Annotated in this window: 27 protein-coding genes and 2 pseudogenes; 10 read left to right on the top strand and 19 right to left on the bottom strand. The window is 73.1% G+C overall.

The genetic code is table 11. The features are described from left to right. The first annotated feature begins 116 nt into the window (after positions 1-116). From AB0F03_RS05060 to AB0F03_RS05050, 3 genes are all read left to right on the top strand, one after another. Complete coding sequence (locus tag AB0F03_RS05060) at positions 117-545, top strand: SsgA family sporulation/cell division regulator (RefSeq protein WP_361986606.1); 429 nt, start codon at positions 117-119, stop codon at positions 543-545. A gap of 75 nt (positions 546-620) precedes the next feature. Next, entirely contained in the window at positions 621-1,256 is a 636-nt protein-coding gene (locus tag AB0F03_RS05055) for a DUF2238 domain-containing protein (protein WP_361986604.1), read from the top strand. Positions 1,257-1,295: 39 nt separating this feature from the next. Continuing rightward, positions 1,296-1,862 carry a DinB family protein gene (locus tag AB0F03_RS05050; protein WP_361986603.1) on the top strand — a complete coding sequence of 189 codons (567 nt, stop codon included), beginning with the start codon at positions 1,296-1,298 and terminating at the stop codon, positions 1,860-1,862. A gap of 16 nt (positions 1,863-1,878) precedes the next feature. Here AB0F03_RS05050 and AB0F03_RS05045 read toward each other — a convergent pair whose 3' ends face one another. The 5 genes from AB0F03_RS05045 to AB0F03_RS05025 form a co-directional block, all read right to left on the bottom strand. Beyond that, positions 1,879-2,373, bottom strand: coding sequence for a DUF6328 family protein (locus AB0F03_RS05045; RefSeq protein WP_361986601.1), 495 nt, complete (start codon positions 2,371-2,373; stop codon positions 1,879-1,881). Positions 2,374-2,425: 52 nt separating this feature from the next. Beyond that, positions 2,426-3,409: an aldo/keto reductase gene (locus tag AB0F03_RS05040; RefSeq protein ID WP_361986599.1), complete on the bottom strand. Its 984-nt coding sequence runs from the start codon at positions 3,407-3,409 to the stop codon at positions 2,426-2,428. An 80-nt stretch (positions 3,410-3,489) separates the two neighbouring features. Next, positions 3,490-4,083 carry a TetR family transcriptional regulator gene (locus tag AB0F03_RS05035; protein WP_361986597.1) on the bottom strand — a complete coding sequence of 198 codons (594 nt, stop codon included), beginning with the start codon at positions 4,081-4,083 and terminating at the stop codon, positions 3,490-3,492. Beyond that, positions 4,080-5,570 (bottom strand): MFS transporter, encoded by a 1,491-nt coding sequence (locus tag AB0F03_RS05030; protein ID WP_361986595.1) that lies wholly within the window; start codon positions 5,568-5,570, stop codon positions 4,080-4,082. Before AB0F03_RS05030 ends, AB0F03_RS05035 begins: the two co-directional genes overlap by 4 nt. Positions 5,571-5,651: 81 nt before the next feature. Beyond that, positions 5,652-6,848, bottom strand: a complete 1,197-nt coding sequence (locus AB0F03_RS05025) for an FAD-dependent monooxygenase (protein ID WP_361986593.1) — start codon at positions 6,846-6,848, stop codon at positions 5,652-5,654. Positions 6,849-7,186: 338 nt separating this feature from the next. Here AB0F03_RS05025 and AB0F03_RS05020 point away from each other — a divergent pair, with 338 nt between their 5' ends. Continuing rightward, a complete protein-coding gene (locus tag AB0F03_RS05020) occupies positions 7,187-7,564 on the top strand; it encodes a tyrosinase cofactor (protein ID WP_361986592.1) in 378 nt (125 codons plus the stop codon). Positions 7,565-7,599: 35 nt separating this feature from the next. Then, complete coding sequence (locus AB0F03_RS05015; protein ID WP_361986590.1) at positions 7,600-8,421, top strand: tyrosinase family protein; 822 nt, start codon at positions 7,600-7,602, stop codon at positions 8,419-8,421. Here AB0F03_RS05015 and AB0F03_RS05010 read toward each other — a convergent pair whose 3' ends face one another. The 4 genes from AB0F03_RS05010 to AB0F03_RS04995 all read right to left on the bottom strand — a co-directional run bounded on the left by AB0F03_RS05010 (position 8,422) and on the right by AB0F03_RS04995 (position 11,054). Next, positions 8,422-9,123 (bottom strand): ribonuclease H, encoded by a 702-nt coding sequence (locus AB0F03_RS05010; RefSeq protein WP_361986589.1) that lies wholly within the window; start codon positions 9,121-9,123, stop codon positions 8,422-8,424. Between the two features lie 34 nt (positions 9,124-9,157). Then, positions 9,158-9,952, bottom strand: a complete 795-nt coding sequence (locus AB0F03_RS05005) for a VOC family protein (protein ID WP_361986587.1) — start codon at positions 9,950-9,952, stop codon at positions 9,158-9,160. Between the two features lie 118 nt (positions 9,953-10,070). Next, the gene (locus tag AB0F03_RS05000) at positions 10,071-10,553 is read right to left on the bottom strand and encodes a VOC family protein (RefSeq protein ID WP_361986585.1); all 483 of its coding nucleotides are present in this window, start codon (positions 10,551-10,553) and stop codon (positions 10,071-10,073) included. 75 nt (positions 10,554-10,628) lie between these two features. Further along, positions 10,629-11,054 (bottom strand): helix-turn-helix transcriptional regulator, encoded by a 426-nt coding sequence (locus AB0F03_RS04995; protein WP_361986583.1) that lies wholly within the window; start codon positions 11,052-11,054, stop codon positions 10,629-10,631. Positions 11,055-11,329: 275 nt separating this feature from the next. Between AB0F03_RS04995 and AB0F03_RS04990 the strand changes: the two genes are divergently transcribed. Then, positions 11,330-12,220: an RNA polymerase sigma factor SigF gene (locus AB0F03_RS04990; RefSeq protein WP_361986582.1), complete on the top strand. Its 891-nt coding sequence runs from the start codon at positions 11,330-11,332 to the stop codon at positions 12,218-12,220. 50 nt (positions 12,221-12,270) lie between these two features. Here AB0F03_RS04990 and AB0F03_RS04985 read toward each other — a convergent pair whose 3' ends face one another. After that, positions 12,271-12,723 carry an ATP-binding protein gene (locus AB0F03_RS04985; protein WP_361986580.1) on the bottom strand — a complete coding sequence of 151 codons (453 nt, stop codon included), beginning with the start codon at positions 12,721-12,723 and terminating at the stop codon, positions 12,271-12,273. A gap of 613 nt (positions 12,724-13,336) precedes the next feature. Then, positions 13,337-14,503, bottom strand: a pseudogene (locus AB0F03_RS04980) (DUF6777 domain-containing protein); the annotation flags it as partial. Between the two features lie 177 nt (positions 14,504-14,680). Here AB0F03_RS04980 and AB0F03_RS04975 point away from each other — a divergent pair. After that, positions 14,681-15,961 (top strand): streptophobe family protein, encoded by a 1,281-nt coding sequence (locus AB0F03_RS04975; protein WP_361986579.1) that lies wholly within the window; start codon positions 14,681-14,683, stop codon positions 15,959-15,961. Here AB0F03_RS04975 and AB0F03_RS04970 read toward each other — a convergent pair. The 4 genes from AB0F03_RS04970 to AB0F03_RS04955 all read right to left on the bottom strand — a co-directional run bounded on the left by AB0F03_RS04970 (position 15,958) and on the right by AB0F03_RS04955 (position 20,488). Next, positions 15,958-17,106, bottom strand: a complete 1,149-nt coding sequence (locus tag AB0F03_RS04970; protein ID WP_361986578.1) for a serine/threonine-protein kinase — start codon at positions 17,104-17,106, stop codon at positions 15,958-15,960. The two genes, AB0F03_RS04975 and AB0F03_RS04970, sit on opposite strands and share 4 nt — an antisense overlap. Further along, entirely contained in the window at positions 17,106-17,654 is a 549-nt protein-coding gene (locus tag AB0F03_RS04965) for a hypothetical protein (protein ID WP_361986576.1), read from the bottom strand. Before AB0F03_RS04965 ends, AB0F03_RS04970 begins: the two co-directional genes overlap by 1 nt. Positions 17,655-17,666: 12 nt before the next feature. Beyond that, on the bottom strand, positions 17,667-20,006 hold the full coding sequence (locus AB0F03_RS04960) for an FHA domain-containing protein (protein WP_361986574.1): 2,340 nt from the start codon (positions 20,004-20,006) through the stop codon (positions 17,667-17,669). Between the two features lie 71 nt (positions 20,007-20,077). After that, positions 20,078-20,488, bottom strand: coding sequence for a hypothetical protein (locus AB0F03_RS04955; protein WP_361986572.1), 411 nt, complete (start codon positions 20,486-20,488; stop codon positions 20,078-20,080). Positions 20,489-20,804: 316 nt separating this feature from the next. Between AB0F03_RS04955 and AB0F03_RS04950 the strand changes: the two genes are divergently transcribed. Beyond that, positions 20,805-21,188: a nuclear transport factor 2 family protein gene (locus AB0F03_RS04950; RefSeq protein WP_361986570.1), complete on the top strand. Its 384-nt coding sequence runs from the start codon at positions 20,805-20,807 to the stop codon at positions 21,186-21,188. Between the two features lie 243 nt (positions 21,189-21,431). Here the strand turns inward: AB0F03_RS04950 and mgrA are convergent, their stop codons facing one another. Then, the gene (mgrA, locus tag AB0F03_RS04945) at positions 21,432-22,424 is read right to left on the bottom strand and encodes an L-glyceraldehyde 3-phosphate reductase (protein WP_361986569.1); all 993 of its coding nucleotides are present in this window, start codon (positions 22,422-22,424) and stop codon (positions 21,432-21,434) included. A gap of 112 nt (positions 22,425-22,536) precedes the next feature. Between mgrA and AB0F03_RS04940 the strand changes: the two genes are divergently transcribed. Together AB0F03_RS04940 and AB0F03_RS04935 are read left to right on the top strand one after the other, a co-directional pair. Then, positions 22,537-23,460 carry a LysR substrate-binding domain-containing protein gene (locus AB0F03_RS04940; RefSeq protein ID WP_361986567.1) on the top strand — a complete coding sequence of 308 codons (924 nt, stop codon included), beginning with the start codon at positions 22,537-22,539 and terminating at the stop codon, positions 23,458-23,460. Between the two features lie 89 nt (positions 23,461-23,549). Further along, a complete protein-coding gene (locus tag AB0F03_RS04935) occupies positions 23,550-24,065 on the top strand; it encodes a DUF664 domain-containing protein (protein WP_361986565.1) in 516 nt (171 codons plus the stop codon). Here the strand turns inward: AB0F03_RS04935 and AB0F03_RS04930 are convergent. The 3 genes and pseudogenes from AB0F03_RS04930 to AB0F03_RS04920 form a co-directional block, all read right to left on the bottom strand. After that, positions 24,047-25,117, bottom strand: coding sequence for an adenosine deaminase (locus AB0F03_RS04930; protein ID WP_361986563.1), 1,071 nt, complete (start codon positions 25,115-25,117; stop codon positions 24,047-24,049). The genes AB0F03_RS04935 and AB0F03_RS04930 overlap by 19 nt on opposite strands. A gap of 88 nt (positions 25,118-25,205) precedes the next feature. Further along, complete coding sequence (locus tag AB0F03_RS04925) at positions 25,206-25,598, bottom strand: VOC family protein (protein WP_361986561.1); 393 nt, start codon at positions 25,596-25,598, stop codon at positions 25,206-25,208. A 170-nt stretch (positions 25,599-25,768) separates the two neighbouring features. After that, positions 25,769-26,245 (bottom strand): annotated as a pseudogene (locus tag AB0F03_RS04920) (aldo/keto reductase); the annotation flags it as partial. Between the last annotated feature and the right edge of the window lie 93 nt (positions 26,246-26,338).

The raw sequence follows: 26,338 nt of genomic DNA, 5'->3' as shown, positions 1-26,338 counted from the left end.
CGCCCGCCGGCCGGCCGCGTCCCGCACGGGTCAGCGGAATCGGTCACACGGATGAGCATCTCGGCCACAACCGGGGTACTAGAGGGCTCTACGCCGATCGTCCCGGAGGCCCCCGCGTGAACTCGTTCGTGCACAAGACCCTGGTGGTGCAGCTCCTTGCGCACGGTACCGGCCGGTGTCCGGTGCTGGCCCACCTCAGCTACGACGCCGGCGACCCGTTCGCCGTGACCGCCGCCTTCGCGCACGACGGCCATGTGCTGGCCAGCTGGCGGCTGGACCGGCAGATGCTCTCCGACGGCCTGGCCGGGCCGGTCGGGGTCGGCGACGTACGGATGCGGCCGGAGGCCACCGGCCTGTGGCACGAACTGCGGCTGGAGTTCCTCGGGGACGTGCGGGCGGACGGCGGACGGCACCACGCGGTCGTGTTCGCCTGGGCGCCCGCGATCGCCTCGTTCCTGCGCGAGACCTACCGGGTCGTCCCGCCGGGGCGGGAACGCGTCGCGGTGGACGAGCTGCTGGAGGAGATCCTCTCCGCGGCTGAGTAGCCGTACTCATGCCCGCGGTCCCGGTCCGGCGCCACGATGGGGTCCCCCGAAGCCCCGCAGGCAAGGAGCCCCGCCGTGACCGCAGCGCCGTCCCTCCCGTTCCGCGCGCCGCGCCGCGTGCCGCCCGCCCTCTACGCCGCCGTGGCGGCGGCGGGCTTGGCCGCGTCGGCGTGGGGCGCGCGCGACCGCACCACCTGGCTCCTGGAGACGGTGTGGGTGCTGGCCGGGCTGCCCCTGGCCGTGCTGGCCTGGCGGCGCTTCCCGCTGACGGGGCTGCTGTGCGGGCTGCTGACCGCGCACGCGCTGGTCCTCGCGGTCGGCGGCCACTACACCTACGCGCAGGTCCCGGCGGGTGACTGGGTGCGCGACACCTTCGGTCTTGACCGCAACCCCTACGACCGCTTCGGGCACCTGATGCAGGGCTTCGTCCCGGCCGTGCTGGTGCGGGAACTGCTCAGCCGGACCTCGCCGTTGCGCGGCAGCCGCTGGCTGGCGCCGCTCACCGTGTGCGCCTGCCTGGCGTTCAGCGCCTGTTTCGAACTGCTGGAGTGGCTGGCGGCGGAGATCGGCGGGCACGGCGCGGACGCCTTCCTCGCCACCCAGGGCGATGTCTGGGACACCCAGTGGGACATGTGCTGCGCGCTGATCGGATCCCTGCTGTCCGTGCTGCTGCTCAGCCGGGTCCACGACCGTCAGCTGCGCGCGCTGTGACGACAATTCGGTGGCGCGACGGGGGCGCCGCGGACCACCATGCGGGGCATGAGCGACCGACCGGCACGATGGACCCGGGCGACCGTCCACCCCGACATGTGGGCCGACCCCGCCGACGACCCCCGGGACGACGGGGCCGAACCGGAGGGCGAGCCGGCGACGCTGTCGGACTTCCTGACGAACTACCGCACCACCCTGCGGATGAAGTGCGAGGACCTGGACGCCGAGCAGCTGGCCCGGCGCTCGGTCCCGCCGTCCACGATGTCACTGCTCGGTCTGATCCGGCACCTCGCCGAGGTGGAACGCGACTGGCGCAACTGGATCACCGAGGGCGAGCCGCTGCCGAAGCTGTACGGCGCCAGGGACGCGGACTTCGACGGAGCGGTCGCCGAACAGGCCGTGGTCGACGCCGCCTACGCCGATCTGGAGCGCGAGCAGGCCGCGACCGACGCCGTACTGGCCCGGCACCCGGATCTCGGGGAGCGGCTGGGAAGGGAGCGGATCGCGGTCCGGGAGCTCCAGGTGCACAGGATCGAGGAGTACGCCCGGCACTGCGGCCACGCCGACCTGTTGCGCGAGTGCGTCGACGGACGGGTGGGCCAGTGACGGGCCGGACGGGGTCCTAGTCGTCCGACCGGTCCGTGTGTTTGCGGCGGGCCCACAGGGGCAGGCCGTACCAGCACACCAGGTACCAGGCGACGACGCCCGAGACCAGGTACGGCACGTAGCCGTCGTGCGTGGCCACCCGCAGGATCAGCAGCAGCGACGACGTCATCGTGGCGAGCAGAAGCACCAGCCCGACGAACGTCAGCCGGGAGGCGAGCCGCACGGCCTGCGGCTTCACCCGGCGGCCGGAGACCAGGCGGTGCAGGGAGACCGGTCCGATGAGGGCGCCGGTCGCGCAGGCGCCCAGGACGACGGTCACGATGTAGATGACCTGATCGGTGTCCGTGAGCCGCACGTACTTCGGCTGGAAGACGACGGTCAGCAGGAACCCGAACAGGATCTGCACGCCCGTCTGCGCCACGCGGACCTCCTGGATGAGTTCACCCCACTTCCGGTCCGCCCGCTCCTCCTCGGTCTCGTCGCGTCCTGTACGCAGTCCTGCCTCCGTCATGCGGTGCGTGTAACCGCACGGCCGTTCGTTCAAACGGTCCGCGCACCCGGGTCTACCAGCGGTGTTCGACCTGGTCGCTGATCCGGCGCTCGTACAGCTCCCGGATCGCGGTGAACGTCTCCCGCGGCAGCGGCGGCAGCTTGGCCGCCTCGGCATTGGCACGGGCCTGCCCCGGGTTGCGCGCGCCCGGGATGACCGTGGTCACGCCGTCCTGCTCGATGATCCAGCGCAGCGCCAGCTGGGCGGGGGTGTATCCCTCGGGCGCGAGCGCGGCGAACTCGGCGGCGGCCTCCACCCCGGTGGCGTAGTCGACGCCGGAGAAGGTCTCGCCCTGGTCGAAGGCCTCGCCGTGGCGGTTGAAGGAGCGGTGGTCGTTGGCCGCGAACACCGTGTCCCGCGTGTACTTGCCCGACAGCAGCCCGGAGGCGAGGGGCACGCGCGCGATGATGCCGACGCCGGCCTCGCGGGCGGCGGGCAGCACCTCGTACAGGGGCTTCATGCGGAACGGGTTGAGGATGATCTGCACGCTCGCCACGTTCGGCCGGGCGATCGCGGTGAGGGCCTCCGCGCAGGTCTCCACGCTCACCCCGTACGCGGCGACGCGCTCCTCCTCGACCAGGGTGTCCAGGGCGTCGAAGACCGCGTCGGAGGAGTAGACCGGGGTGGGCGGGCAGTGCAGCTGGACGAGGTCGATGCGGTCGACGCCCAGGTTGCGGCGCGAGCGGTCGTTCCAGGCACGGAAGTTGTCCAGGACGTAGTTCCCGGGGATCTGCTCGACCCGGCGGCCCATCTTGGTGGCCACCAGCACGTGCAGGTCGGGACGGCCGCGCAGCAACGAGGCGATGGTCTCCTCGCTGCGCCCGTCGCCGTACACGTCGGCCGTGTCGAAGAACGTGACCCCCGACTCGGCCGCCGCCTCCAGGACGGACAGGGCTTCCTTGTCGTCCACGTCACCCCAGTCGGCACCCAGCTGCCATGTGCCGAGTCCGACCACCGATGCCCACTGACCCGACCTGCCGATCACGCGTTCGTCCATGGCGCCAGTCTGTCATCCGGCACGGCGTCGCGTGGAACGGGGCGCTCCGGCGGGCCTGTCCGGCGCCGGGCCGCGCCGGCTCAGCGGCCGGGTGTCAGCTGGGCCTGTACGGCGGGCCCGTAGCGGTCGGCGACGGTGTCGGCGGCGGTCTCACGCAGGTGCGGGCCGCGGGCGATGCCGTACATCACGCCGAGGCCGACGAGCGCGGCGACGGCGAGTTCGGCGCGCAGGCCCGCGTCGGGGCCGGTGAGCCGGGCGGCGAGGCGTTCGGTCACCTGGGCGCGGAAGTTGGCGCGCAGCACGTCGCCGTGGTCGCCGTGCAGGGGGGCGAAGGCGATGCGCAGCAGCGGGTCGGCGCCGCGGTCGCGCTGGCTGGACAGCACGTGCCGGACCATGTGCCGGCCCAGGTCGTGCAGCGGGGCGTCCAGCAGGGCGTCGGCGTCGGCGTCGAAGGACATCACGCGGGCGAAGAGGGCGTCCTTGTTGCCGAAGTACTTCAGGATCAGGGGCGGGCTGACACCGGCCCGTTCGGCGACGGCCCTGAGGGTGATGTCGGCGTGGGCGTGCCGGGCCAGGAGGTGGCGGGCCGCCTTCAGGATGTCGGCCCTGGTGGCCTCGGCGTCCCGGCGTGCGGGGGCGGCCTCCCGGCCGGCCGGCGTGGTCATGCCCGTCATGCTCCCTCCATCGCCCCGTCGCGCGCGCCCCGGGTGGCCCCGCGGGCGCGCCGGCCGCGGTCGGCGGGCTCGTCGCCCGGGATGGTCAGGGCCGCCGCGCAGGCCGCGAGGGCGATGGCGCCCGCCATCGCGAAGGCGAGGAGGTAGCCGTGCAGGGTGGGGACGGGTATGCCGCCGAGAGGGCTGGTGTGGTGGACGAGGACGGCGGCGACGGCCGCGCTGGAGACGGCCTGGCCGATGGTGCGCATGAGGACGTTGACGCCGTTGGCGGAGGCGGTCTGCGCGGCCGGGACGGCGCGCAGGATCAGGGTCGGCAGCGCCGAGTAGGCGAGCGTGGTGCCGGTCGCGACCACGGTGGCCCCCAGGATGATCATCCACAGGTCGCGGCTGTCGGCGATGCGCAGCGCGTAGCCGCAGGCGATGACGGCGGCGCCCAGGGCGAGCGTGATCCGGGGGCCGCGCGTGGCCGAGATGCGGGCCGACAGCGGCGAGAACAGCAGCATGGTGACGCCGCCGGGCAGGAGGCACAGTCCGGTGGCGACGATGGACAGGCCGAGGCCGTAGCCGGTGGCCTCGGGTGCCTGCACCAGCTGGGCGGTGACCAGCGAGTTGGCGTAGAAGGCGAACCCGGTCAGCAGGGCCGCCACATGGGACAGGCCCACCCGTGGCCGGGTGACCAGGCGCAGGTCGACCAGCGGCCGTGCGCTGCGCAGCTGCTGCCACCACCACAGCGCGAGGACGGCGACGGCGGCCAGGAACAGCCCGAGGACCCGTTCGCTCCCCCAGCCCCAGGTGCCGCCCTGGGAGACGCCCAGCAGCAGGCAGACCAGCCCGGCGGCGAGTCCCAGCGCGCCGAGGACGTCGAAGCGGCCGGGCTCGCGCACCGGGGACTCCCGGACCGCCCACCAGGTCGCCGTGACGCCGAGCGCACCGAGCGCGCTGGTCAGCCAGAACATCGTGTGCCAGTCGGCGTACTGCACGACCAGCGCGGCGAGCGGCAGCCCGAGGGCGGCGCCGATGCCGACGGTGGAACTCATCAGCGCCACCGCCGACCCCCGGCGTTCGGGCGGGAGTTCGTCACGCAGGATGCTGATGGAGAGCGGGACGACGGAGGCGGCGGCGCCCTGGAGCGCGCGGGCGGCGATGAGCACGCGGATGTCCGAGGACAGCGCGCACAGGACCGAGCCGACGGTCATCAGGGCGAGCGCGGAGGTGAGCACCCGGCGCTTGCCGTACATGTCGCCGGCCCGGCCGAGCACGGGGGTGAGGACGGCGCCGGCGAGCAGGGTCGCGGTGACCATCCAGGAGACGGCGGCCGGTGACGATCCGGTGAGCCGGGGCAGGTCCGGCAGGAGGGGTACGACCACGGTCTGCATGACCGCCATGAGGATGCCGCCCGACGCGAGCACCGGGATGGTGAGCCGGTCGCGCAGCCGGAGCGGCGTGCCGGTGCCGGGCGGCGGGGGTATGGCGGCTGGCTGGTCCATCGGGGCTCCTGCGGGCAGCACGGACGGCGAGGTGAATATGAATTCACCTTATCGGGTGAATGACTATTCACCAGCGTCTCGTCAGTCCCGGCGGGCCGTGGACCGGGCGTGCAGGGCGCGGGCGGCGCGGGGGCCGAGCCAGCGCTTGAGCCTGCGGAGCGCCTCCAGCCGTCCGGCCGCCCGGTCCAGGCCGTAGTACAGCTGCGGGGGGACGTACGGCAGCAGGGGCGAGTGGCGCTGGCCGAGCAGGGCGAACATCCGGTGCGGGGGCAGGTGGATGTAGCGGGGCAGGTTCTCGTACCACTGGGCGCTGTAGCGGGCCGCGCTCTGCACGGACAGCAGCTCGGCCTGGCGCCGGCGCTCGTAGGCGGCGAGGGCGTCGGGCAGGGCGGCGTGCTCCTTCAGGGCGCCGGCCAGGCACATGGCGTCCTCCAGGGCGAGGGTGGTGCCGGCGCCGATGGAATAGTGCGTGGTGTGGGCGGCGTCGCCGAGCAGGACGAGGCCGCCGTGGTGCCAGGTGCGGTTGGTGAGGGTGCGGAAGGTCAGCCAGGAGGCGCCGGGGCGGGCGATGAGGGGGTGGCCGTCGAGGACGCCGGCGAAGAGCTTCTCCAGCAGCACGAGGCCCTCGGACCGGTCCGCCCGGTCCAGGCCGAGGCCGGTGAAGGTCTCCGGGGAGCACTCGACGACACAGGTGCTGTGGCCGTCGCCGTAACCGTAGCCGTAGGCCCAGATCCAGCCGTGGCCGGTCTCGGTGAAGGCGAACGTGAAGGCGTCGAAGACCTTGGTGGTGCCGAGCCAGATGTAGTGGTTGCGGCCGGCGGTGATCCGGGTGCCGAAGTGCCCGGCGTGCCGGGTGCGCAGGGCGCTGTGGACGCCGTCGGCCGCGACGACGAGGTCGGCTGCGGCGGGCGGTTCGCCGATGGCGCTCTCGAATTCCAGGCGGACGCCGAGGGCGCGGGCCCGGCCGGCGAGCAGGTCGAGCAGCCGGTGGCGGCCGATGCCGAAGCCCTCGTCCCCGTGGTGGCGGGCCGCCAGGTCCCGGACGTGGGCGACACCCTCGTTCCAGCGGACCGAGTGCTCCTCGATCGCCCGCGCCGACTCGGGGTCGTGCGCCCGGAGCTTGTCGAGGAGGCCGCGCCAGTACGTCACGCCCCAGCCGTAGGTGGAGCCCTCGGGGTCGCGTTCGTGGACGGTGATGTCGTGGGAGGGGTCCTGCCGTTTGAGCAGGATGGCGAGGTACAGGCCCGCGGGCCCGCCTCCGACACAGACGACCTTCACGCGCGCACCCCTGACTGTCACCGGATGTGGTCGATCGGCACCGGACGGTAGCAGTCCGGCCGACCCGCTCGATCGCGTCAGCCTGGCGTGGTGAGCCGCGCCACTCGGACGGGCGGCCCCCGGAAAGGATCATCGGGAAGCCGGGTGCCCCGGCAAGGAATTCCCCGTTCCGCCGTGGATCGGCACCGGGGCACAGCAAGATCATCTTGGTTCAACTCTGCACGACATGTGGTTGATTGTCCGGATCACAGCCAACCCGTTCCGGGCGATTTCTTCCGTTCCCGTAACGCCCGATAGGCATGCGTCGTCACACTCCATCACTCCTGAGGAGGACCCGCATGCCCGGCATCACCCGGCGCCGTGCGCTCACCGCGGCAGCCGCCGTCGCCACGACGGCCACGGCCGCCACCCTCGTCGCGCCCGCCGCGTCCGCCGCCGGCCATCACGAACCGGCGGCACCCGAATCCTTCGACGAGGTCTACCAGGGCCGACGGATACAGGGCCGTCCGTCGAGCGACGGCGGACACCACCACGAACACGGCGGCGGCTACGCGGTGTTCGTCGACGGCGTGCAGCTTCACGTGATGCGCAACGCCGACGGCAGCTGGATCAGCGTCGTCAGCCACTACGCCCCGGTGCCCACCCCGCGCGCCGCCGCCCGGGCCGCGGTGGACGAGCTCCAGGGCTCCGCGCTGCTGCCGCTCCCCGCCAACTGACCGCCCCCGCACGAAAATCCGGAGCACCCCGCACCATGACGGTACGCAAGAACCAGGCCGCCCTGACCGCCGACGAGAAGCGGCGGTTCGTCGCCGCCGTCCTCGAACTCAAGCGCGCGGGACGCTACGACGACTTCGTCCGCACGCACAACGAGTTCATCATGGCGGACACCGACACCGGCGAGCGGACCGGCCACCGCTCGCCCTCCTTCCTGCCCTGGCACCGCAGATTCCTGCTCGACTTCGAGCAGGCGCTCCAGTCCGTGGACCCCACGGTCGCCCTGCCGTACTGGGACTGGAGCACCGACCGCACGGTGCGCGCCTCCCTGTGGGCGCCGGACTTCCTCGGCGGCACCGGGCGCAGCACCGACGGCCGGGTGATGGACGGCCCGTTCGCCGCGTCCGCCGGGAACTGGCCGGTCGACGTGCGGGTGGACGGCCGTACCTTCCTGCGCCGTTCGCTCGGCACGGCCGTGCGCGAGCTGCCGACCCGTGCCGAGGTCGAATCGGTGCTGTCCATGGCGACGTACGACATGGCGCCGTACAACAGCGCCTCGGACGGCTTCCGCAACCACCTGGAGGGCTGGCGCGGGGTCAACCTGCACAACCGGGTCCACGTCTGGGTCGGCGGGCAGATGGCCACCGGGGTCTCCCCCAACGACCCGGTGTTCTGGCTCCACCACGCCTACATCGACAAGCTGTGGGCGGAGTGGCAGCGACGCCACCCGGGCGCCGGCTACGCGCCGGCGGGCGGCACGCCGGACGTGGTGGATCTGAACGAGACCATGAAGCCGTGGAACACCGTGCGCCCGGCGGACCTGCTGGACCACACCGCGTTCTACACGTTCGACGCCTGATCAGGACCCGGCGGTACGGCACTCCGGATGGCCCCAGCCCTGCGCGTTCTTGGCGATCTGCTCGCCGGCCGCGTAGGACCGGCCGCACGGGCAGCGGCCGGGGAACTTGGCCTTGATGGTGCGGGCGGACGCGGCGCCGCCGCCGGTGCGGCGGGGCGTCTTCCGGCGCGGCGCCCCGGCCGCCACCGGGGTGTCCGGCGACGGCGGGGGTTGCGGCGAACCCAGCTCGCTGCCGGCGGGCTCCTGCACGACGGCCGCCTGGCTGGCCGCGCGGTCGGCGAAGTCGTTCAACGGGTCGCCGTCGGCCTGGTGGGCGGGCACGTAGCGGAACTCCACGGACCGGCCGCCGAGGAGTTCGTCGATGCGGACGACCAGGTCCTGGTTGGCGACGGGCTTGCCGGCGGCGGTCTTCCAGCCGTTGCGCTTCCAGCCGGGCAGCCAGGTGGTGACGGCCTTCATCGCGTACTGGGAGTCCATGCGGATCTCCAGCGGCACATCCGGGTCGACGGCCGAGAGCAGCCGCTCCAGCGCGGTGAGTTCGGCGACGTTGTTGGTGGCCCGGCCGAGCGGGCCCGCCGCCCAGCCGACGGGGGTCCGCTCGTCGTCGTCCGAGATCACCCACGCCCATCCGGCCGGTCCGGGGTTGCCCTTCGAAGCCCCGTCGCACGCGGCCACCACACGTTCACGCATGCACACGATCATGCCATGGCCGCGTAGTCGGCCGGGCGGGGTCCCCTCAGACGTCCCTGGTCTCCGGCATCCCGCCCTCGGTGGTCGTGACGTCGATCACCGAGAAGTGGGCGCCCTGGGGATCACTGAGCGCGGCGAACCGGCCGAAGGGGCTGCTCATCGGGCCGAAGCGGACGACCGCGCCGAGCCCGGTGGCCCGGGCAACGGCCGCGTCGCAGTCGTCCACGGTGAAGTACACGTTGATGTACGAGGGCACCTCGGGCGGGAAGTCGTCGGTCATCCGCATCCGGCCGAGAACGGTGTCCTCACCGACCTCGTACAACCGGAAATCGATCGCGTCGTCCTCGATCTCCTTCATCCGGTACGGGAAGACGGCGGACAGGAAGGCGTCCGCCCGCTCGGGTTCCCGGGTGAAGACCTCCGCCCAGCAGTAGGCGCCGGGCGTGGCCGTCGCCTCGAAACCCTCGTGCCTGCCGGCCTGCCACACACCGAACACGGCTCCGCTGGGCTCCCGGCCCAGGCACATCGTGCCGAGGTCGCCGACCCGCATCGGCTCCATCAGGACCTCGCCGCCGTTGTGCCGGATCCGCTCCGCGGTGGCGGCGGCGTCCGGCGAGGCGAGGTACAGGCACCACTGCGACTGGCCCTCCTGGCCGGGCATCGGCGGGACCACGGCGGCCACCGCCCTGCCGTCCGCGTAGGCCTGCGTGTAGTTGCCGTACTCCGACGCCGACTCGCCGAAGGTCCAGCCGAGCACGTCGGCGTAGAACCGCTTGGCACCCTCGATGTCACTGAACATCGCATCGGCCCAACAGGGCGTTCCCTCGGGCTGCACGGCCATGGTCGCGACCCTCCTGGTGTGATGTGTCCCGGTTGTTCACGCTAGCCATGCGGGGCCGGGGCCGCGCGCCGAACCGGGCGGGGTCCGACCGGCCCTGCCGGCCCCGGGCGGAGTCCCGCTACTCCCCCGCGTACGCCTTCTCCAGCGCGGCGGCGTCCAGCTTGCCCATGGCCATCATGGCCCGGGTGGCACGCGCGGCCTTCTCCGGATCCGGGTCACCGACCATGTCGAGCAGCCGGGCGTAGACCACCTGCCAGGAGACGCCGTACCGGTCCTTGAGCCAGCCGCAGGGGCCGCCCTCGCCGCCGTTCTCGGTGAGCTTCGTCCAGTAGTGGTCGATCTCCCGCTGGTCGGAGCAGAGGATCTGGAAGGAGACCGCCTCGGTGAAGCGGAACTGCGGGCCGCCGTTGAGCGCGAGGAACCTCTGGCCGTTGGCCGTGAATTCCACGGTCAGCACGGACCCGGCCGCGCCGGGCCCCGCCTCGGTGTGGCGCACTACGCGACCGACGCTTGAGTCTTCGAACACGGACACGTAGTGGTGCGCGGCCTCCTCCGCCTGGCCGTCGAACCAGAGACACGTGACGAAACCGTCGGTGGTCATGAGTACCTCCTGGGGCGTGGAACGCGGTCACCGGTGCAGACCGCCGCCCGCCGCGAAACTCATCGGCCGGCCCGGTCAGGCCGCCAGGCACAGGCCCCGGTGCGACAGCTGCGTCCGGTGCGGCGCGGCAGCCGGCCGTCGGTGCGGGGCCGGGCGCCGGGCCGGCACCGCGCGGGCCGGCTCGCCGTGGACCAACTCGCCGTGGACCAGCGACAGCAGGTCGCCGAGCCCCAGACCGAGCGCGTGGGCCGCGGCGGCGAGCACCTCGGAGGAGGCCTCCTTGCGGCCACGCTCGACCTCGGACAGGTAGGGCAGCGAGATCCGGGCCGCGTCGGCCACTTCCCTGAGCGTGCGGCGCTGGGCCCGCCGCTCCCGGCGCAGCACCGCGCCGACCAGATCGCGCCACAGCGGCTCCCGTGGCGTCGACTGCGGCACGTCCGTCGGGGCGGGCACCGGCCGCCGGGCGGCCTCCCGGGCTTCTTCGCTCACCTGGCTGCTCATCCCGTCAGCCTAGGAGCGGTGCGTTCCCGGGCAAGGGCCGGGCGTTCCGCCCTGAGGGAAATGCCGGGCGCACGTCGGCGGACCGACTGTTTCACGCCAGTACGGCCGGACGGGTGCATGCACGGGGTCATCGAGGGTACCCGCAGGGTGAAGAGTTCCACGGGCACGCATGACTCTCCGTATACGGGGTAGCCGACCAGGCACATTCATGGACGGGGTCGGGCACACAGAGGCCCCCGAGGCAGACGTCGCACTGACTTTCGTGGGAGAGGGCAATGAAGACCGCCGCCGGGATCCGATCACAGGCAGAGGTCGCCGAGAGGACCGAGCAGGACAGGACGGCCGGGAATTCACTGCCTGGGATCGCGGACCCGGGGTCCGTCGCCCCGCGCGACGCACGGGAGCTGTCCCGCCAGTTCTTCCGTCGGCTCGCCGAGCTGGAGGAGGGCACGCGCGAGCACCAGTACGCGCGCAACACCCTCATCGAGATGAACATGTCCCTGGTGCGGTTCGCCGCCGGACGGTTCCGGAGCCGCGGCGACGACATGGACGACATCGTCCAGACGGGCATGATCGGACTGATCAAGGCCATCGACCGGTTCGAGCTGTCCCGCGAGGTCGAGTTCACCTCCTTCGCCCTGCCGTACATCGTGGGCGAGATCAAGCGGTTCTTCCGTGACACCACCTGGGCGGTCCACGTGCCGCGCCGGCTCCAGGAACTGCGGGTGGAGCTGGCCAAGGCCCGCGAGGAGCTGTCCAGCCGGCTGGACCGGGACCCGACGGTCGCCGAACTGGCCACCCTGATGAACATCTCCCCCGCCGAGGTCGTCGAGGCCCAGATCGCCTCCAACGGCTACAACTCCGCCTCCCTGGACGCCGCGCTCACCGGCGACGGCCCCGAGGACGGCGAGGCCGTGCTCGCCGACTTCATCGGCGTGGAGGAGGAGGGGCTGCGGCTCGTCGAGGACTTCCACGCGCTGGCCCCGCTGATGGCGGAGCTGAGCGACCGCGACCGGCAGATCCTCCACATGCGGTTCGTCGAGGAGGCCACCCAGGCGGAGATCGGCGAGCGGCTCGGCTGCTCCCAGATGCACGTCTCCCGGCTGATCAAGCGGATCATCGCCCGGCTGCGCCAGGGCATGCTCGGCGAACTGGGCTGTGCCTGACCTGCCCCTGACCCGGAGCGGCGGCGTGCGTGCCCGGAGCGCCGCCGAGGTCAGCGTGCGAGTTCGAAACGGGCACGCACCCGCTTGCCGACCGGTACGCGTTCCACGGTGACCTCCGAGGCCAGGGCGTGCACGATCTCCAGACCGTGCCGTCCGACACGCTGCGGGTCCCTGGGGTAGCGGCGGGGCAGGGCGGTGCTGCTGTCGTACACGGACACCGCGACCGCGCTGTTCGTGCCCTCCAGCTCCAAGATGTAAGGGCCGCTGCTGTGCCGGTCCGCGTTGGTCACCAGCTCGCTCACCACCAGGAGCAGCTCACCGTCCGCGCGGCTGTCGGCCGGGGCACACCATTCGGTCCGCAGCTGCTGGAGGAACCGGGCAGCGAACGCGCGCGCCTCAGCGATGCATCCGGGTTCGCCGGTGTAGTGGGCCGCGCGTCGCAACGGCTCCACGGGTACGTCGAAGCCAGTCGGTATCACTGCCCCGCCCAGGTGCTCGGTCATGCTGTCTCTCTCGAAAAAGCCCGGTACGGCCGGTGTCGCACCAGTCCTCGTACCCCGAGCCCGGCCCGCCAGTCCACCGTATGCGTATCCCCACCGCGCACGGTGGCCGGGGTCGGACTGTACTCCGAAAGAGGAGAACCGCGACCGCTCAGGACTGCGGAGCGTTCTGCTGGTCCTGCTGATTCTGCTGGTCCTGCTGGTTCTGGTCCTGCCGGCCGGGGCTCTGCCCGGGCTGTTCCGGCTGCTGGGAGGTCCGGTCCGACTGCCCGGGCTTCTCGGACGCCGGCTCGGAGCCACCCGTGGACGGGGGCTCGGCGGAGGAGTTCTCCGCCGGCGACGAGCCCTGTGACGGTTCCGACGACTTGCCGGACGGCGCCTCCTTCGAGGGTGACGACTTCTCCGACGACGGCTCGGGGGACGACTTGGAGGAGTCGGACGACGACGGCTTCAGGAACTCCGACGACGGCGACTTGGAGGACGACGGCTCCGAGGACTCCGACGACGACTTCGAGGACTTCGAGGGCTTGGACGGCTCGGACGACGACTTCGAGGACTCCGACGACTTGGACGGCTCGGACGACGACTTCGAGGACTCCGACGACTTGGACGGCTCGGACGACGAGGACGACGACTTGGACGGCTCGGACGACGAGGACGACGACTTCGAGGGCTTGGACGGCTCGGACGACGGCTTCGAGGACTCCGACGGCTTGGACGACTGGGACGACTGGGACGACGACGGCGAGGTGGACCTCGGCGGGATGGTCGTGACCGAGGTCGACGGGCAGGACTTCGACGAGGAATCCGGCTTGCCGGTCGTCCCCGGGGTCATCGGGCAGGGCGTCGGCCGGCTCCAGGGGTGCGGGTGCGTCGGCGGCGCGGTGCGCTGGTCGTGGCGGCCGTGCGTGTCACCGCGGTGGCGGCGCAGCCACTCGTCGTGGTGCGGGTCGTAGATCACGAAGGTCTTGACGACCGCCGGCGCCGGTGTCACCACGACCACGTTCGAGGGCCGGTACGCCGGCCAGCTGTGCCCCACCACGTCCGGGGTGCTGCGCTGGACGACCGGCGAGGCCAGCGGGTTGCCGCAGGCGCAGCGCACCCGGGGCATTCCGTGCCCGTCGACCAGGACGGCGGTACCGGCCTGGAGGACGGACTGGTAGCTGGTGGCGGCGCCGTCGCGGTAGCCATGGTTGGTCACCCAGGTGTCCGTGCGCAGCTGCACCGGGGTGAGCGAGCGCAGGTAGGCGGGGACGTCGGAGGGCCGGACGCCGACCGTCTCGGCGAACGCCCGGTTCTTGCCCTGGTCCGCCCGGAGGTACCGGATCTGCTTCTCCACGTCGCAGCTGGCCGTCTGCCGGGTGCCGCCGTACAGCCCCGCGGCCCCGCCCTGCACACCGCGGACCTGGTCGGCCACCCCGGCGGTCGCGGTGGGGGCGGACGAAGCCGGCGGAGCGGCGACCACCTGTGCGGTCGACCGGGTGAAGGGATCCTCGCCCGCGCTGCCGGCGGACTGGAGGAAGATCTTGCCGGCCTTGGCGGAGGAGCCGCCGCCGCCCGGACGGGTGAAGACCAGGGCGAGCGCCACGGCGGCCACCAGGGCAGCGGTGAGGGCTGCCACCCGGGGCACCGACTTCCACCAGGGCCCGTGCGGCTCCCCGGCGCCCGAGCCGCCGGTCGGCGGCTGCGCGGGCGGCGGCCCCGAGGGGGGCCGGGAGGAACCCGACAGGGGGCCGGACGGGGGTCCTGAGGGCCGGCCGGATGACGGAGGTTCGACGCTCACGAGCCCTTCTTCCCGTCGCACACGCGCGGCTTTGCCGAGATGAATCCGTCACGATCCGTGTGGTGCATTCGGGTGCACTTTGTTCCATTGTGTGCCGCGGTACCGTACGGCCCGCAAGCCGGCGCCGACGGCTCGTCCGGGGGGCGGGGAGCACGGCGACTGCTTAGCGTGGCAAGGGTGAGCCCTCCGACCGTCCTCGCCCGGCCCGCCGCCCGCCACGGCTGGGCGCAGGCCGTGGCCGCGGTGCTGACCGGGCTGGCCGTCATGGTCCTGGTGGCGGCGCTGGGGCTGTGGGCGGCCGGTGCCTCGGGGCTGCCGGCCGGCGCGTTCCCGCGGGTGGTGGCCGCGACCGTGGTCACGGCGGTCGGCGGCAGCCTGGACGTGTCGGGCGACGCCGGCGTGTTCGCCGAGTCGCGGGCCGGTCTCACCGTGCTGCCGCTGTCGGTGACGCTCGCCGGTGCCCTGGTGCTCGGCGACGGTTTCCTGCGCCCCCTCAGGCACCGGGCGGTGGCCTCGGCCGGGGAGCTGGCGGGCTGGGCGGCCCGGATCGCGGTGCTGTGGCTGGCGGCGCTGACCGGCCTGGCCTTCGCCGCCCGGCAGACCTTCGCCGTGGACGCGGCCGGCGGCGCCCTCGGTGACCTGTCCGGCCTGCTCGACGCCTCACCGAGGGTCGGCTTCACCACGGATGTTCCGCTGACCGTGCTGTTCGGCCTGCTGTGGCTGGCCGGTGTGCTGGTGCTGGCCCTGCTGGTCGCGCGCGGGGCTCCGCTGCCGGGGCGGCTGCTGCGCTTCCAGGAGTCGGTGCGTCCGGCGGCGCACGCGATGGTGGTCCTGCTCCTCGCGTGCGTCGCCCTCGGGCTCGGCACCGCACTGGTCGCGGCGGCCACGCGCGGGCACGCCCCCGCGACCTTCGCGCTGATCCTGCTCGGTCTGCCCAACGTGTCCTGGGTGGGCCTGACCGTGGGACTCGGCGCGACCTGGGACGGCCGCGTGGACGGCCCGTTCGGTCTGCCGATGCCGCACGTCCTGGACCGGATCCTGCGTGCCCCGCGCACCTCGGCGCTGAACATGCGCTCACTCACCGACTACGACGGCCGGATGTGGTGGCTGGTGGTCGCCGCCGCCGTCCTGCTGCTCGCCGTGGCCTTCCTGACGGCCGTGCGCTCCCCGGCCCGCGTCCGGCTCTGGCAGCACGCCGTGCACCTGGCCGTCGCGCTGGCCCTGACGGTCCTGATGATCTGCCTGACGTGCCGTGTCTCGGCGCACTTCGGGCTCTCCCTGCTCGGCATCGGCGATCTGGGCGGCGGCCTGTCGGGAGAGTTGTTCCTCATGCCCCGGCTGTGGCAGACGGTGGGCCTGGGCGCGCTGTGGGGTCTGCTGGCCGGCTTCCTGGGCGGCCTGCTGGCCCGCCGGGTGCACCGCGGGGGCCGCGTGGAAGTCCCCTCCCGGTCCGGCTAGACCCGGAACACCGGCGCGGCCCAGCGCGGGGGGCGCAGGACCTCGGCGGGCGGCGCGCGACCGGGCTCGGTGCTCCCACGGCCGATCACCGGCCCGACCGGCCCGGCGGTCACGGGCGCGCGGGGCACGGACCCGGGGATCACGGACCCGGAGGCCGAGGGTCCGGAAGCTGAGGGTCCGGAAGCTGAGGGTCCGGAAGCTGAGGGTCCGGAGGTTGTGGAAGTCGGGGTGATGGATCTGGGCGGCTTGGGTCCGGGGGGCGCGGGTGCTGGGGTCATGGTGGCGCGCAGGGCTGCGACGAAGTCGCGGCAGGTCTCGTAGCGGGCGTCCGGGCTCTTGGCCAGGGCTCTGGCGAAGACGGGGTCGACGGCCGGGGCGGTACCGGGGCGGGTCTCGCTCGGTGGGGGCGGCTCGTCGTACTGGTGGGCCCACAGCAGGGCCATGTCGTCCTCGCGCTGGAAGGGCGGACGGCCGGTGAGGATCTCGTGGACGACGCAGGCGAGGCCGTAGACGTCGCAGCGGCCGTCGACCGGGCGCCCGGAGATCTGCTCGGGGGAGACGTAGTCGAGGGTGCCGACGAACTGGCCGACACTGGTGAAGCCGGTCAGGGACAGGGACTTCTTGGTCAGCCCGAAGTCGGTGAGGTACACGTGCTCGGGGTGGTCGCTGTCGGCGCCCTGGGCGACCAGGATGTTGCCGGGTTTCACGTCGCGGTGGACCAGGCCGTGCCCGTGGGCGGCGTCGAGTGCGGAGGCGACCTGCGCGCTGATCCGTACGGCGTCCGGCAGCGACAGCGGTCCGCGCGCGTCGAGGAGATGGCGCAGGTCGCTGCCGGGGACGTAGCGCATGGCGATGTAGAGCACCCCGTCGGTCTCGCCCGCCTCGAAGACCGGCACGATGTGCGGATGGTCGATCGCGGCGGCCACCTGTGACTCGTGGGTGAACCGCTTGCGGAAGGTGTCGTTGCGGGCCAGTTCCGGGGCGAGCAGTTTGAGGGCGACCGTGCGGTCCAGGCGCAGGTCGCGGGCGCGGTAGACGACGGCCATGCCACCGCGGCCGATCTCGCTCTCGATCAGGTAGCCCGCCACCCTGCGGCCGATCAGTTCCGAGGGGCGGCCGGAGAACAGGCTGCTCCGGTTCGCCATCAGCGCTCACCTTCGGGCGCGACCAGCCGGGTCGGCGCGTGCCCGGTGTCGTCCGCGCCGGTGACCGCCCGGTCGGTGGCGTAGGTGTTCAGCAGCCGTCCGTCGCCGTACACCCACCGCCCCTCCCGCGGGTCGTACAGCCACATGGACTCCCCGTCGATGACGATCCCGATGCGCAGGCCCTCGGTGCGGGTGCCGAAGGCCTCGCCGTCCAGGCCGCCCGCCGCCAGCGCCTCCACCGCGGCCCGGTAGTCGCCGAGCGCCTGCTCGGCGCGGGCCAGCAGAGGCCGCGGATCGGCGGTGCCGTCCGGGCCGCCGGCCGCGGGCGGGTCCTCGGGTACGGCGACCAGCCGGCGGCCGTCGACCCAGGCGCCCCAGCCGTTGGCGCAGCGGATGTGTCCCCAGTCGCCGCTCCGCTCCACGAGCTGCACCGGCAGCAGCGGGTCCAGCGGCATGGTGGGCCGGGCCGGGTCCGGGGCCTCCCAGGCGGGCAGGCCGCGTGGGGGGATGACGTGCGTGGGCCGGAATCCGGGCGGGGGCGGGGTCATCGGGGGGTGCACCTACTTCCGCATCACGGCCGGCTCCTGCCGGCGCAGCAGCCGGGCGACCGCGAACCCGCAGAGCGCGGACAGCACCAGCAGCATGCCCAGGTCGAGCAGCCAGCTGCCCGGCGTGTGCCGGAGCAGGGGGTCGGCAGCCTGGGCGGGGGACATGATCCGGGCCGGTCCGAGAGTGCCGGCCATGGCGCCGAACGCCCAGCGGGAGGGGACGAGCCAGGACAGCTGGCCGAGACCGGGCGTGCCGTTCAGGTGGAGCAGGGCGCCGCAGAAGACGACCTGGACGATGGCGAGCAGCACCAGCAGCGGCATCGTCACCTCCTCCTTGGGCACCAGCGCGGAGACGACCAGGCCCAGCATCATCGCCGTGAACGCCAGCAGGGCGACGGCCAGGGTGATCTCGGCGAGCGGCGGCAGCAGGACGCCCGTGCCGCCGGGAGGGTTCAGGCCGATGCCGAGCAGGGCGACCAGGGTGAGTACGACGGCCTGGACGACCGTGACCGTGCCGAGCACCACCACCTTGGACAGCAGGTAGGCGGATCTGGACAGGCCGACGGCGCGTTCCCGCCGGTAGACGACGCGTTCCTTGACCAGTTCGCGCACCGCGTTGGCGGCGCCGGTGAGCACGGCGCCGACGCACAGGATGAGCAGCACGTTGGTGGCGGTCTTCTGGGTGAGTGCGCCTTCGCTCAGGGCGCGGGCCATGGCGCCCATCACGAACGGCAGGGCGATCATGACGAACAGGAAGGTGCGGTCGGCGCTCAGGACGGCCGTGTACCGGCGGACCAGGGTGCCGAGCTGGGCGCTCCGGCTGCGCGGGCGGGGCGGCGGCGCCGGGGTGCGGGGGGCCGGGCCGGGATGGTGGGGCTGGGCGGTGGCCTCGGTGACGTAGCGGCGGTGCAGCGGCGACTCGCGGTACTCCCTGGCCCAGTCCCGGTCCGGGTCGCGGTCGAACGCCTCGAAGGCCTCGGGCCACTGGTGCGTGCCGAAGAAGGCGAGGGTGTCGCCGGGCGGCCCGTAGTAGGCCACTCTGCCGCCCGGGGCGAGGACCAGGAGCCGGTCGCAGACGTCGAGGCTGAGGACGCTGTGGGTGACCACGATGACCGTGCGGCCGTCGTCGGCGAGGCCGCGCAGCATGTGCATCACCGAGCGGTCCATGCCGGGGTCCAGGCCGGAGGTCGGCTCGTCCAGGAAGAGCAGGGACGGCTTGGTGAGCAGTTCCAGGGCCACACTGACGCGTTTGCGCTGCCCGCCGGAGAGGCTGTGCACGGGCTGGCCGGCGCGCTGCTCCAGGCCCAGTTCCCGCATGACCTCGTCCACCCGGGCGCGCCGCTCGCTCGGGGCGGTGTCCTCGGGGAAGCGCAGCTCGGCGGCGTAGCCGAGGGCGGCGCGGACGGTGAGCTGGGGGTGCAGGATGTCGTCCTGCGGGACCAGGCCGATGCGCTGGCGCAGTTCCGCGTAGGCGCGGTACAGGTCGCGGCCGTCGTACAGGACGGTGCCGCGGTCGGCGGGGCGCTGCCCGGTCAGGGCGCCCAGCAGCGTGGACTTTCCGGCCCCGCTCGGTCCGACGACGGCGAGCAGGCACTTCTCCCCCACCGGGAACGACACGTTGTCCAGCAGGACCTTGCGGCCGCGGTCGACGGTGACGGTGAGGTCCTGCACGTCGAGGGAGACCACGCCGGTGTCGACGTACTCCTGGAGTGCGCCGCCGACCAGGGAGAACGCGGAGTGGCCGATGCCGATGATGTCGCCGGGAACGACGGGGGCGCGGGTGACGGGCCGGCCGTTGAGGTAGGTGCCGTTGTGGCTGCCCAGGTCGGCGATCTCGTACGTGCCGTCCGGGAGGGCGCGCAGTTCGGCGTGGCGGCGGGAGACGATCAGGTCGTGCACGACCTGGTCGTTGTCGGGGGCCCGGCCGATGCGGATGGTGCGCTCGGACAGCGGGCGGACGCCGGCGGGCCGGCGGAAGGTGCCGGTCAGCTCGGGCAGGGACACGGCGGAGGGACGGTCCGGGTCGGGTTCCCGGGGGCGGACCAGGTGGGCCCGGGGGCCGTCGGCGGGGTTGCCGAAGCGGATCTCGTCGCCGGGCCGGATCCCGCACTCCTGGACCCGGCGGCCGTCTGCGTAGGTGCCGTTGGTGCTGTGCTCGTCGGCCAGGGTCCAGTGGCCGTCGTCGGCCCGCAGGACTGCGTGGTGCCATGAGACCCGGGCATCGTCGAGGACGATGTCGCTCAACGGGTCGCGTCCGACGTGGTAGTCGTGGCCCGGGCTCATCACCGTGGAGCCGGTGTCGGTCTCCAGGACGATGTCGGGCGCCGTCGGACCGACCGGCCGCTCCGCCATGACCCGAATTCTACCGATCCACCCACGCGAGCGCCCCCCGGCACGGTGTGTCCGAGGGCCACGGACACGTGTCAGGCGACGGGCAGGACGAGGCCCGGACTGGCGCGCTGCATCCGCAGCGCGTCGACGGACTCGGCGAGCAGTTCGTACTCCGTGGTGTCGTCGCTCGCGGCGATCCGGACCAGCCGGCCGTCCGCCAGTTCGTCGGCGGCCCGCTCCTGCCGGGCGTCGTCGGCGCACCAGGACCGCAGCAGCGCCGGGACATCGGCCACCGTGGCCGCGACCGGCACCAGCGCGCCCGCGGGGAAGGCGGGGTCCTGCGGGCTCGGGTCGAGCCGCTCGGCGATCCAGGACGCCCGGTCCCGCAGCCACCACAGCGCCAGCGCCAGCGTCGGCGCCCGATAGGTGCCGAGCGGTACGCCGATGCGCCGCCCGTCACAAACGCCGTACGCCGTGACATGGCACAGGAACTCGTCGTGCACGTCTCACTCCCCGGTCGCCTCGCTGACTGCCGGTCAGGCCTCTCGCTCCCCGTGCGGCTCCCTGTGCGTGAAGTGCCCCCTGACCTTCGAGTATCGCCACTCCCAAAACACTGTCACCATGCCTTTCCGGCCAGTCTGTTGGCATATTCACCGCCCGTTCTGGCCGGAATGAACCGGGCTGTACGGCGGCGACGGGATGACCCCGGAGGTAATCGACCCCTCCCCCGGTCGCGCGGCATGGTGGTCACACCGGATCGGCGAACGCCGCATCCGGGGCCTGACCAGTACAGACGACTCCGATGGAGGATGTTTCGCCATGACCGTGCACACCGACCGTCACGAGAACGCCGCCACCCGTTACTTCGAGGCCTGGAACGCCACCGGGCCGGAGGCCGTCGAGAAGGCCGTCGCCACCGCGTGGGCCGTGGACGGCGGCTACACCGACCCTCTCGCGGATGTCCGCGGGCACGAGCAGATCGCGGCCGTGATCGCGGCGGCCCACGCGCAGTTCCCCGGCCACGTGTTCCGCCCGCTCGGACCGGTCGACGGCCACCACGACACCGCGCGCTTCGCCTGGGAACTGGTGAACGAGGCCGACGGCTCGGCGCCGGTGGCCGGGTTCGACGTGGTCACCCTGGACGACGAGGGCCGCATCCGGCAGGTCCTGGGGTTCCTGGACCGGGTGCCGGCGGCGGCCTGACGGCACCGGCGCACGGAAACGGCCCGCACCGGCGGGGCCGGTGCGGGCCGGTGCGCGGGGCGGCATACGGTGGGTGCGGGCCGCGTACGGCGGACCGCCGGGCCGGGCGGGTCCGCCGGGAGGGCGAGCGGCGGCGCCTGCGCGCGAGCGGTCGGGCCGTCGCCGCGGCCCTCCCCCGCCCTCGCCACGGCCTCGCTACGGCCTCGCTACGGCCTCGCTACGGCCGGACGATCGCGCTACGGACTACGGCCGGACGATCGCGTCGATCCGCGCCAGTTCCTCCGCGTCGAAGTCCAGGTTCCGGATGGCGCCGACGCTGTCCTCCAGCTGCCGCGGGCTGCTCGCGCCGACCAGCGCGGAGGTGACCCGGCCGCCGCGCAGCACCCAGGCCAGGGCGAGCTGGGCCAGGGTCTGCCCGCGGGAGGTGGCGATCTCGTCCAGCGCGCGCAGCCGGGCGACGAGGTCCTCGGTGACCGCGTCGGAGTTCAGGAAGGGGCTGTCGCTCGCGGCCCGGGAGTCCTCGGGGATGCCGTCGAGGTAGCGGCCGGTGAGCAGGCCCTGCTCCAGCGGGGAGTACGCGATGGAGCCGGCCTGGATCTCGTCCAGGGCGTCGAGCAGGCCCTCGTCCTCGGGGCGCCGGTCGAGCATCGAGTAGCGCGGCTGGTGGATGAGGAGCGGGGTGCCGAGGCCGGCCAGGATGCGGGCGGCCTCGCGGGTCTGTTCCGCGGAGTAGTTGGAGATGCCGACGTAGAGCGCCTTGCCCTGCTGCACCGCCGTGTGCAGAGCGCCCATCGTCTCCTCGAGCGGAGTGTCCGGGTCGGGGCGGTGCGAGTAGAAGATGTCGACGTGGTCCAGGCCCAGGCGGGTCAGGCTCTGGTCCAGCGAGGACAGCACGTACTTGCGCGAGCCCCACTCGCCGTACGGGCCGGGCCACATCAGATAGCCGGCCTTGGTGGAGATCACCAGCTCGTCGCGGTACGGCGCGAAGTCCGCCCGGAGGGCCTCGCCGAGCGCGGACTCGGCGGCGCCGGGCGGCGGGCCGTAGTTGTTGGCCAGGTCGAAGTGGGTGACGCCGAGGTCGAAGGCCCGGCGCAGGATGGCGCGCTGGGTCTCGACGGGACGGTCGGGCCCGAAGTTGTGCCACAGGCCGAGCGACAGCGCGGGAAGCTTCAGGCCGCTGCGTCCGGTGCGCCGGTAGGGCATGTCGGCGTAACGGTCGGGGTGTGCGGTGTACAACGCGACTCCAGAGGGGTTGGCACACGATCTACCGGCTCCCACTCTTCCCCGGGCCCCGGGCAGCGGTCCAACAGAAGAATCCGATGGGATTCAGCGGTTAGGCTGCTCAATCATGGAACTGCGCCATCTCCAGCACTTCGTCGCGGTCGCCGAGGACCAGCATTTCACCCGGGCCGCCGAACGTCTGATGGTGTCCCAGTCGGGTCTGTCGGCGTCGATCAGGGCACTGGAGCGGGAGCTGCGGGCGCCGCTGTTCGTGCGCACCACCCGCCGGGTGACCCTGACGGAGGCCGGGCGCGCGCTGCTGGCGGAGGCCGAGCGGATCCTGGCCCAGGTGCGCTCCGCGCACGAGGCGGTGGCGGCGGTGCAGGGCGTGCTGCGCGGCACGCTGGCGCTCGGCACCGAGCAGTGCATCGCCGGGGTGCACGTGGCCGGGCTGCTCGCCGCCTTCCGGGGCCGGCACCCCGACGTGGAGATCCGGCTGCGGCAGGCCGGCTCGGGCGCGCTGGCCGAGGAGGTCGCGGCCGGACGGCTCGACCTGGCCTTCGCCTACCGCACCCAGGCCGACACCGACCAGCTGCGTTCGGTGTCCCTGACCAGCGAGCCGATGACCGTGCTGTGCCATCCCAGTCACCGGCTCGCCTCGGCCGGGGCCCTGCTGGGCCCCGACGACCTCGCCGGGGAGGTCTTCGTCGACTTCCACCCCGACTGGGGACCGCGCCGCACCACCGACACCGCGTTCGCCGCGGCCGGGGTCCGGCGCACGGTCGCGCTGGAGGTCAACGACGTGCACAGTCTGCTGGACCTGGTGGACGAGAACCTCGGGGTCGCCGTCGTCCCCCGGCACTTCCGGCACAAGCGCCCGGCGCTCGCCGCGCTGCCGCTCAAGGGCGTGGGCGACACGCGGTACGAGACCGTCGCGCTGCTGCCGCCGGAGGGGGCCACCAGTCCCGCCGCCCGCGCCCTGGTCACCCTCCTGGAGACGGGCGACCTGGCGTGTGCGCCGGGACGAGCCCCGGCCGGGACGAGCGGTTGACCGGCTGCGCGGCTGACCGGGCAGACCGGGCGGTCACGGAAGCGGGAATCGGCACGCGCGGACGGCGGTCCTTTGCGAGGGTGGACGGTATGCATGCCAAGGACATCCTCATCGACGGCTACGGCCGCATCCAGGAAGAAGTCCATGCCGTCCTCGACGGTCTCGGGCCGGACGGGCTGCACCACCGGCCGGCCCCGGACGCCAACACCATCGCCTGGCTCGTCTGGCACCTGACCCGGGTGCAGGACGACCACGTCGCAGACGCCTTCGGTCTCGACCAGGTGTGGCTCTCCCAGGACTGGGAGAAGCGGTTCGGCCTCGGTCTGCCCCGGCAGGACACCGGCTACGGGCACAGCCCCGCCGAGGTCGCGAAGGTACGGGTGGAGTCGGCCGGGCTGCTCACCGGCTACTACGACGCCGTCCACGGGCAGACCCTCGACGCCCTGCGTTCCGTGGCCGCCAAGGACCTGGAACGGGTCGTGGACGAGCGCTGGGACCCCCCGGTCACGCTGGGGACCCGCCTGGTGAGCGTCCTGTCCGACGATCTCCAGCACGTCGGACAGGCCGCCTACCTCAGAGGGCTGCTTCAGAGCGCGGCGGCGTAGCCCGGCAGGACCACGTCCTCGATGAGGGCCTTGCGCTCGTCGTAGGGGATGAACGCGCTCTTGAGGGCGTTCACCGTGACGGTGCGCAGATCCTCGACGCTCCAGCCCGCCTGCTCGACCAGCAGGGCCATCTCACGGGTCATCGTCGTACCCGAGACCAGACGGTTGTCGGTGTTCAGGGTGACCCGGAAGCCCAGGTCCTTGAGGACCGTGATCGGGTGCTCGGCGATCGAGGTGGCGCAACCGGTCTGGAGGTTGGAGGTGGGGCACATCTCCAGGGCGATCCGGCGGTCGCGGACCCAGGAGGCGAGGCGGCCGAGCTTGCCGTCCACGATGTCCTCGGTGAGGCGCACCCCGTGGCCGATGCGCTGGGCGCCGCACACCTGGAGCGCCTGGTGGATGCTGGGCAGGCCGTGCGCCTCGCCGGCGTGGATGGTGAAGGGCACGCTCTCGCGGCGCAGGTGCTCGAAGGCGGCGAGGTGGTCGGCGGGCGGGAAGCCGTCCTCGGCGCCGGCGATGTCGAAGCCGACGACACCGGCGTCGCGGTAGGCGACGGCCAGGTCGGCGGCCTCACGGACCCGGTCGAACATCCGCATGCCGCACAGCAGCGTGCCGACGCGGACCGGCGTGCCGGCCGCGGCGGCCTTGGCCATGCCGGCGGCCAGGCCCTCCTGCACCGTCTCCACGACCTCGGGCAGCGTCAGGCCGCCGTTGACGTTCAGCTCGGGGGCGTAGCGCACCTCGGCGTAGACGACACCGTCGGCGGCCAGGTCGAGGACGTACTCCTCGGCGGTGCGCAGCAGGCCCTCGCGGGTCTGCATGACGGCGAGGGTGTGCTCGAAGGTGGCTATGTAGCGGACCAGGTCGCCGGAGTTGGCGGCGTCGAAGTACCAGGCGGCCAGCTCGTCGGGGTCGGTGGTGGGCAGGGTGTGGCCGACCGCCGCCGCGAGTTCGACGACGGTGGCGGGGCGCAGGCCGCCGTCGAGGTGGTCGTGCAGGACGGCCTTGGGCAGCCGGCGGAGGGTCTCGGTGTCGACAGGGGACGCGGTCATGGCAGGGCTTTCCTCGGCAGGTGGTTCGACAGGGGGGCGCGGAACGGCCGGGCGGCGGCTGGAGCGGGTCCCAGCGGGTGCCGAACGGTCAGGCGGCGGGCTGGAGCAGGTCCCAGCGGTTGCCGTACAGGTCCCGGAAGACCGCGACCGTGCCGTACGGCTCGTGGCGCGGTTCCTCCAGGAAGGTCACGCCGGCGGCGGTCATCCGGGCGTGGTCGCGGGCGAAGTCGTCGGTGTGCAGGAAGAAACCGACGCGTCCGCCGGTCTGGTCGCCGACCCGGGCCCGCTGCTCGGCGTCCTTGGCACGGGCCAGGAGCAGTCCGGTGCCGGGGCCGTCACCGCCGGGTTCCACGACGACCCAGCGGGAGCCGTCGGGGCGCGGGGCGTCCTCGGCGAGCCGGAAGCCGAGGGCCTCGGTATAGAAGCGGACGGCCTCGTCGTAGTCGTCGACGGCGAGGGTGACCAGGGCGAGGCGGCGCATCGTGACCTTCCGGTGGGGGTGGTTAGCGGGTGAGGTTATACGTAAAACGCGACGGACGCCAGTCCCTGTTCTACGCGCGTCACGGCAGAGGTGGGGCGGCCTGCCGGTGCGGGCCGCCCCACCCCGTGCGGGCCGCGCCGAGTGACCCGGTACGGCGCCGGCGCCGTCCGTCAGCGGCCCGGCGCGCGCAGGGCGTCGAGCCGGGACAGCTCCTCGGCGGTCAGCCGGAGGGCGCCCGCGGCGACGTTCTCCTCCAGGTGGCCGGGATCGCCGGTGCCGGGGACGGCGAGGACGTGCGGGCCCCGGTGCAGGGTCCAGGCGATCCGGACCTGCGCGGGGCTCGCTCCGTGCGCCCGGGCCACGGCGAGCAGCTCCTCGTCCTGGCGGGCCTCGGCGGCACCGCGCTCGCCGCCCTGGCCGGCGACGGCGTAGAAGGGGACGAAGGCGATGCCCCGCTCACCGCACAGCGGCAGCAGTGCGTCGCCCTCCGGACCGGGGGCGTCGACGCAGTACCGGTTCTGTACGGCGGCCACGGGCGCGATCTCCAGCGCCTCACTCAGCCGGGGTGCGACGGCGGAGATCCCGAGGTGGCGGATCAGGTCGGCCTCGCGCAGCTCGGCGAGGGCGCCGAAGTGCTCGGCTAAAGCGCCGATCGCGCGATGGAAGGGCTGCGCGGATAGCCGGACTTGCGAAGGCCGTGCCCGGATGTCAACGGCATTCCTGGCGGTCTTGGTCGGACC

The organism is Streptomyces sp. NPDC028722, assembly GCF_040637655.1.
Classification (GTDB): Bacteria; Actinomycetota; Actinomycetes; order Streptomycetales; family Streptomycetaceae; genus Streptomyces.
Note: the sequence above shows the minus strand (reverse complement) of the source record. Positions and strands in the feature narration are given on the sequence as shown.

Coding starts and splice junctions, on each gene's coding strand:
- AB0F03_RS05040 (WP_361986599.1), bottom strand. CDS start 3,409: ATGGACGAACGCGTGATCGGCAGGTCGGGTCAGTGGGCATCGGTGGTC.
- AB0F03_RS04950 (WP_361986570.1), top strand. CDS start 20,805: ATGACCGTGCACACCGACCGTCACGAGAACGCCGCCACCCGTTACTTC.
- AB0F03_RS05005 (WP_361986587.1), bottom strand. CDS start 9,952: ATGGCCGTGCAGCCCGAGGGAACGCCCTGTTGGGCCGATGCGATGTTC.
- AB0F03_RS05035 (WP_361986597.1), bottom strand. CDS start 4,083: ATGACGGGCATGACCACGCCGGCCGGCCGGGAGGCCGCCCCCGCACGC.
- AB0F03_RS04965 (WP_361986576.1), bottom strand. CDS start 17,654: ATGACCCCGCCCCCGCCCGGATTCCGGCCCACGCACGTCATCCCCCCA.
- AB0F03_RS04985 (WP_361986580.1), bottom strand. CDS start 12,723: ATGACCGAGCACCTGGGCGGGGCAGTGATACCGACTGGCTTCGACGTA.
- AB0F03_RS05050 (WP_361986603.1), top strand. CDS start 1,296: ATGCGGGGCATGAGCGACCGACCGGCACGATGGACCCGGGCGACCGTC.
- AB0F03_RS04970 (WP_361986578.1), bottom strand. CDS start 17,106: ATGGCGAACCGGAGCAGCCTGTTCTCCGGCCGCCCCTCGGAACTGATC.
- AB0F03_RS04990 (WP_361986582.1), top strand. CDS start 11,330: ATGAAGACCGCCGCCGGGATCCGATCACAGGCAGAGGTCGCCGAGAGG.
- AB0F03_RS04995 (WP_361986583.1), bottom strand. CDS start 11,054: ATGAGCAGCCAGGTGAGCGAAGAAGCCCGGGAGGCCGCCCGGCGGCCG.
- AB0F03_RS04925 (WP_361986561.1), bottom strand. CDS start 25,598: ATGCGCCGCCTCGCCCTGGTCACCCTCGCCGTCGACGACTACGACGAG.
- AB0F03_RS05015 (WP_361986590.1), top strand. CDS start 7,600: ATGACGGTACGCAAGAACCAGGCCGCCCTGACCGCCGACGAGAAGCGG.
- AB0F03_RS05030 (WP_361986595.1), bottom strand. CDS start 5,570: ATGGACCAGCCAGCCGCCATACCCCCGCCGCCCGGCACCGGCACGCCG.
- AB0F03_RS04940 (WP_361986567.1), top strand. CDS start 22,537: ATGGAACTGCGCCATCTCCAGCACTTCGTCGCGGTCGCCGAGGACCAG.
- AB0F03_RS04935 (WP_361986565.1), top strand. CDS start 23,550: ATGCATGCCAAGGACATCCTCATCGACGGCTACGGCCGCATCCAGGAA.
- AB0F03_RS05020 (WP_361986592.1), top strand. CDS start 7,187: ATGCCCGGCATCACCCGGCGCCGTGCGCTCACCGCGGCAGCCGCCGTC.
- AB0F03_RS04930 (WP_361986563.1), bottom strand. CDS start 25,117: ATGACCGCGTCCCCTGTCGACACCGAGACCCTCCGCCGGCTGCCCAAG.
- AB0F03_RS05000 (WP_361986585.1), bottom strand. CDS start 10,553: ATGACCACCGACGGTTTCGTCACGTGTCTCTGGTTCGACGGCCAGGCG.
- AB0F03_RS04960 (WP_361986574.1), bottom strand. CDS start 20,006: ATGGCGGAGCGGCCGGTCGGTCCGACGGCGCCCGACATCGTCCTGGAG.
- AB0F03_RS05045 (WP_361986601.1), bottom strand. CDS start 2,373: ATGACGGAGGCAGGACTGCGTACAGGACGCGACGAGACCGAGGAGGAG.
- AB0F03_RS05010 (WP_361986589.1), bottom strand. CDS start 9,123: ATGATCGTGTGCATGCGTGAACGTGTGGTGGCCGCGTGCGACGGGGCT.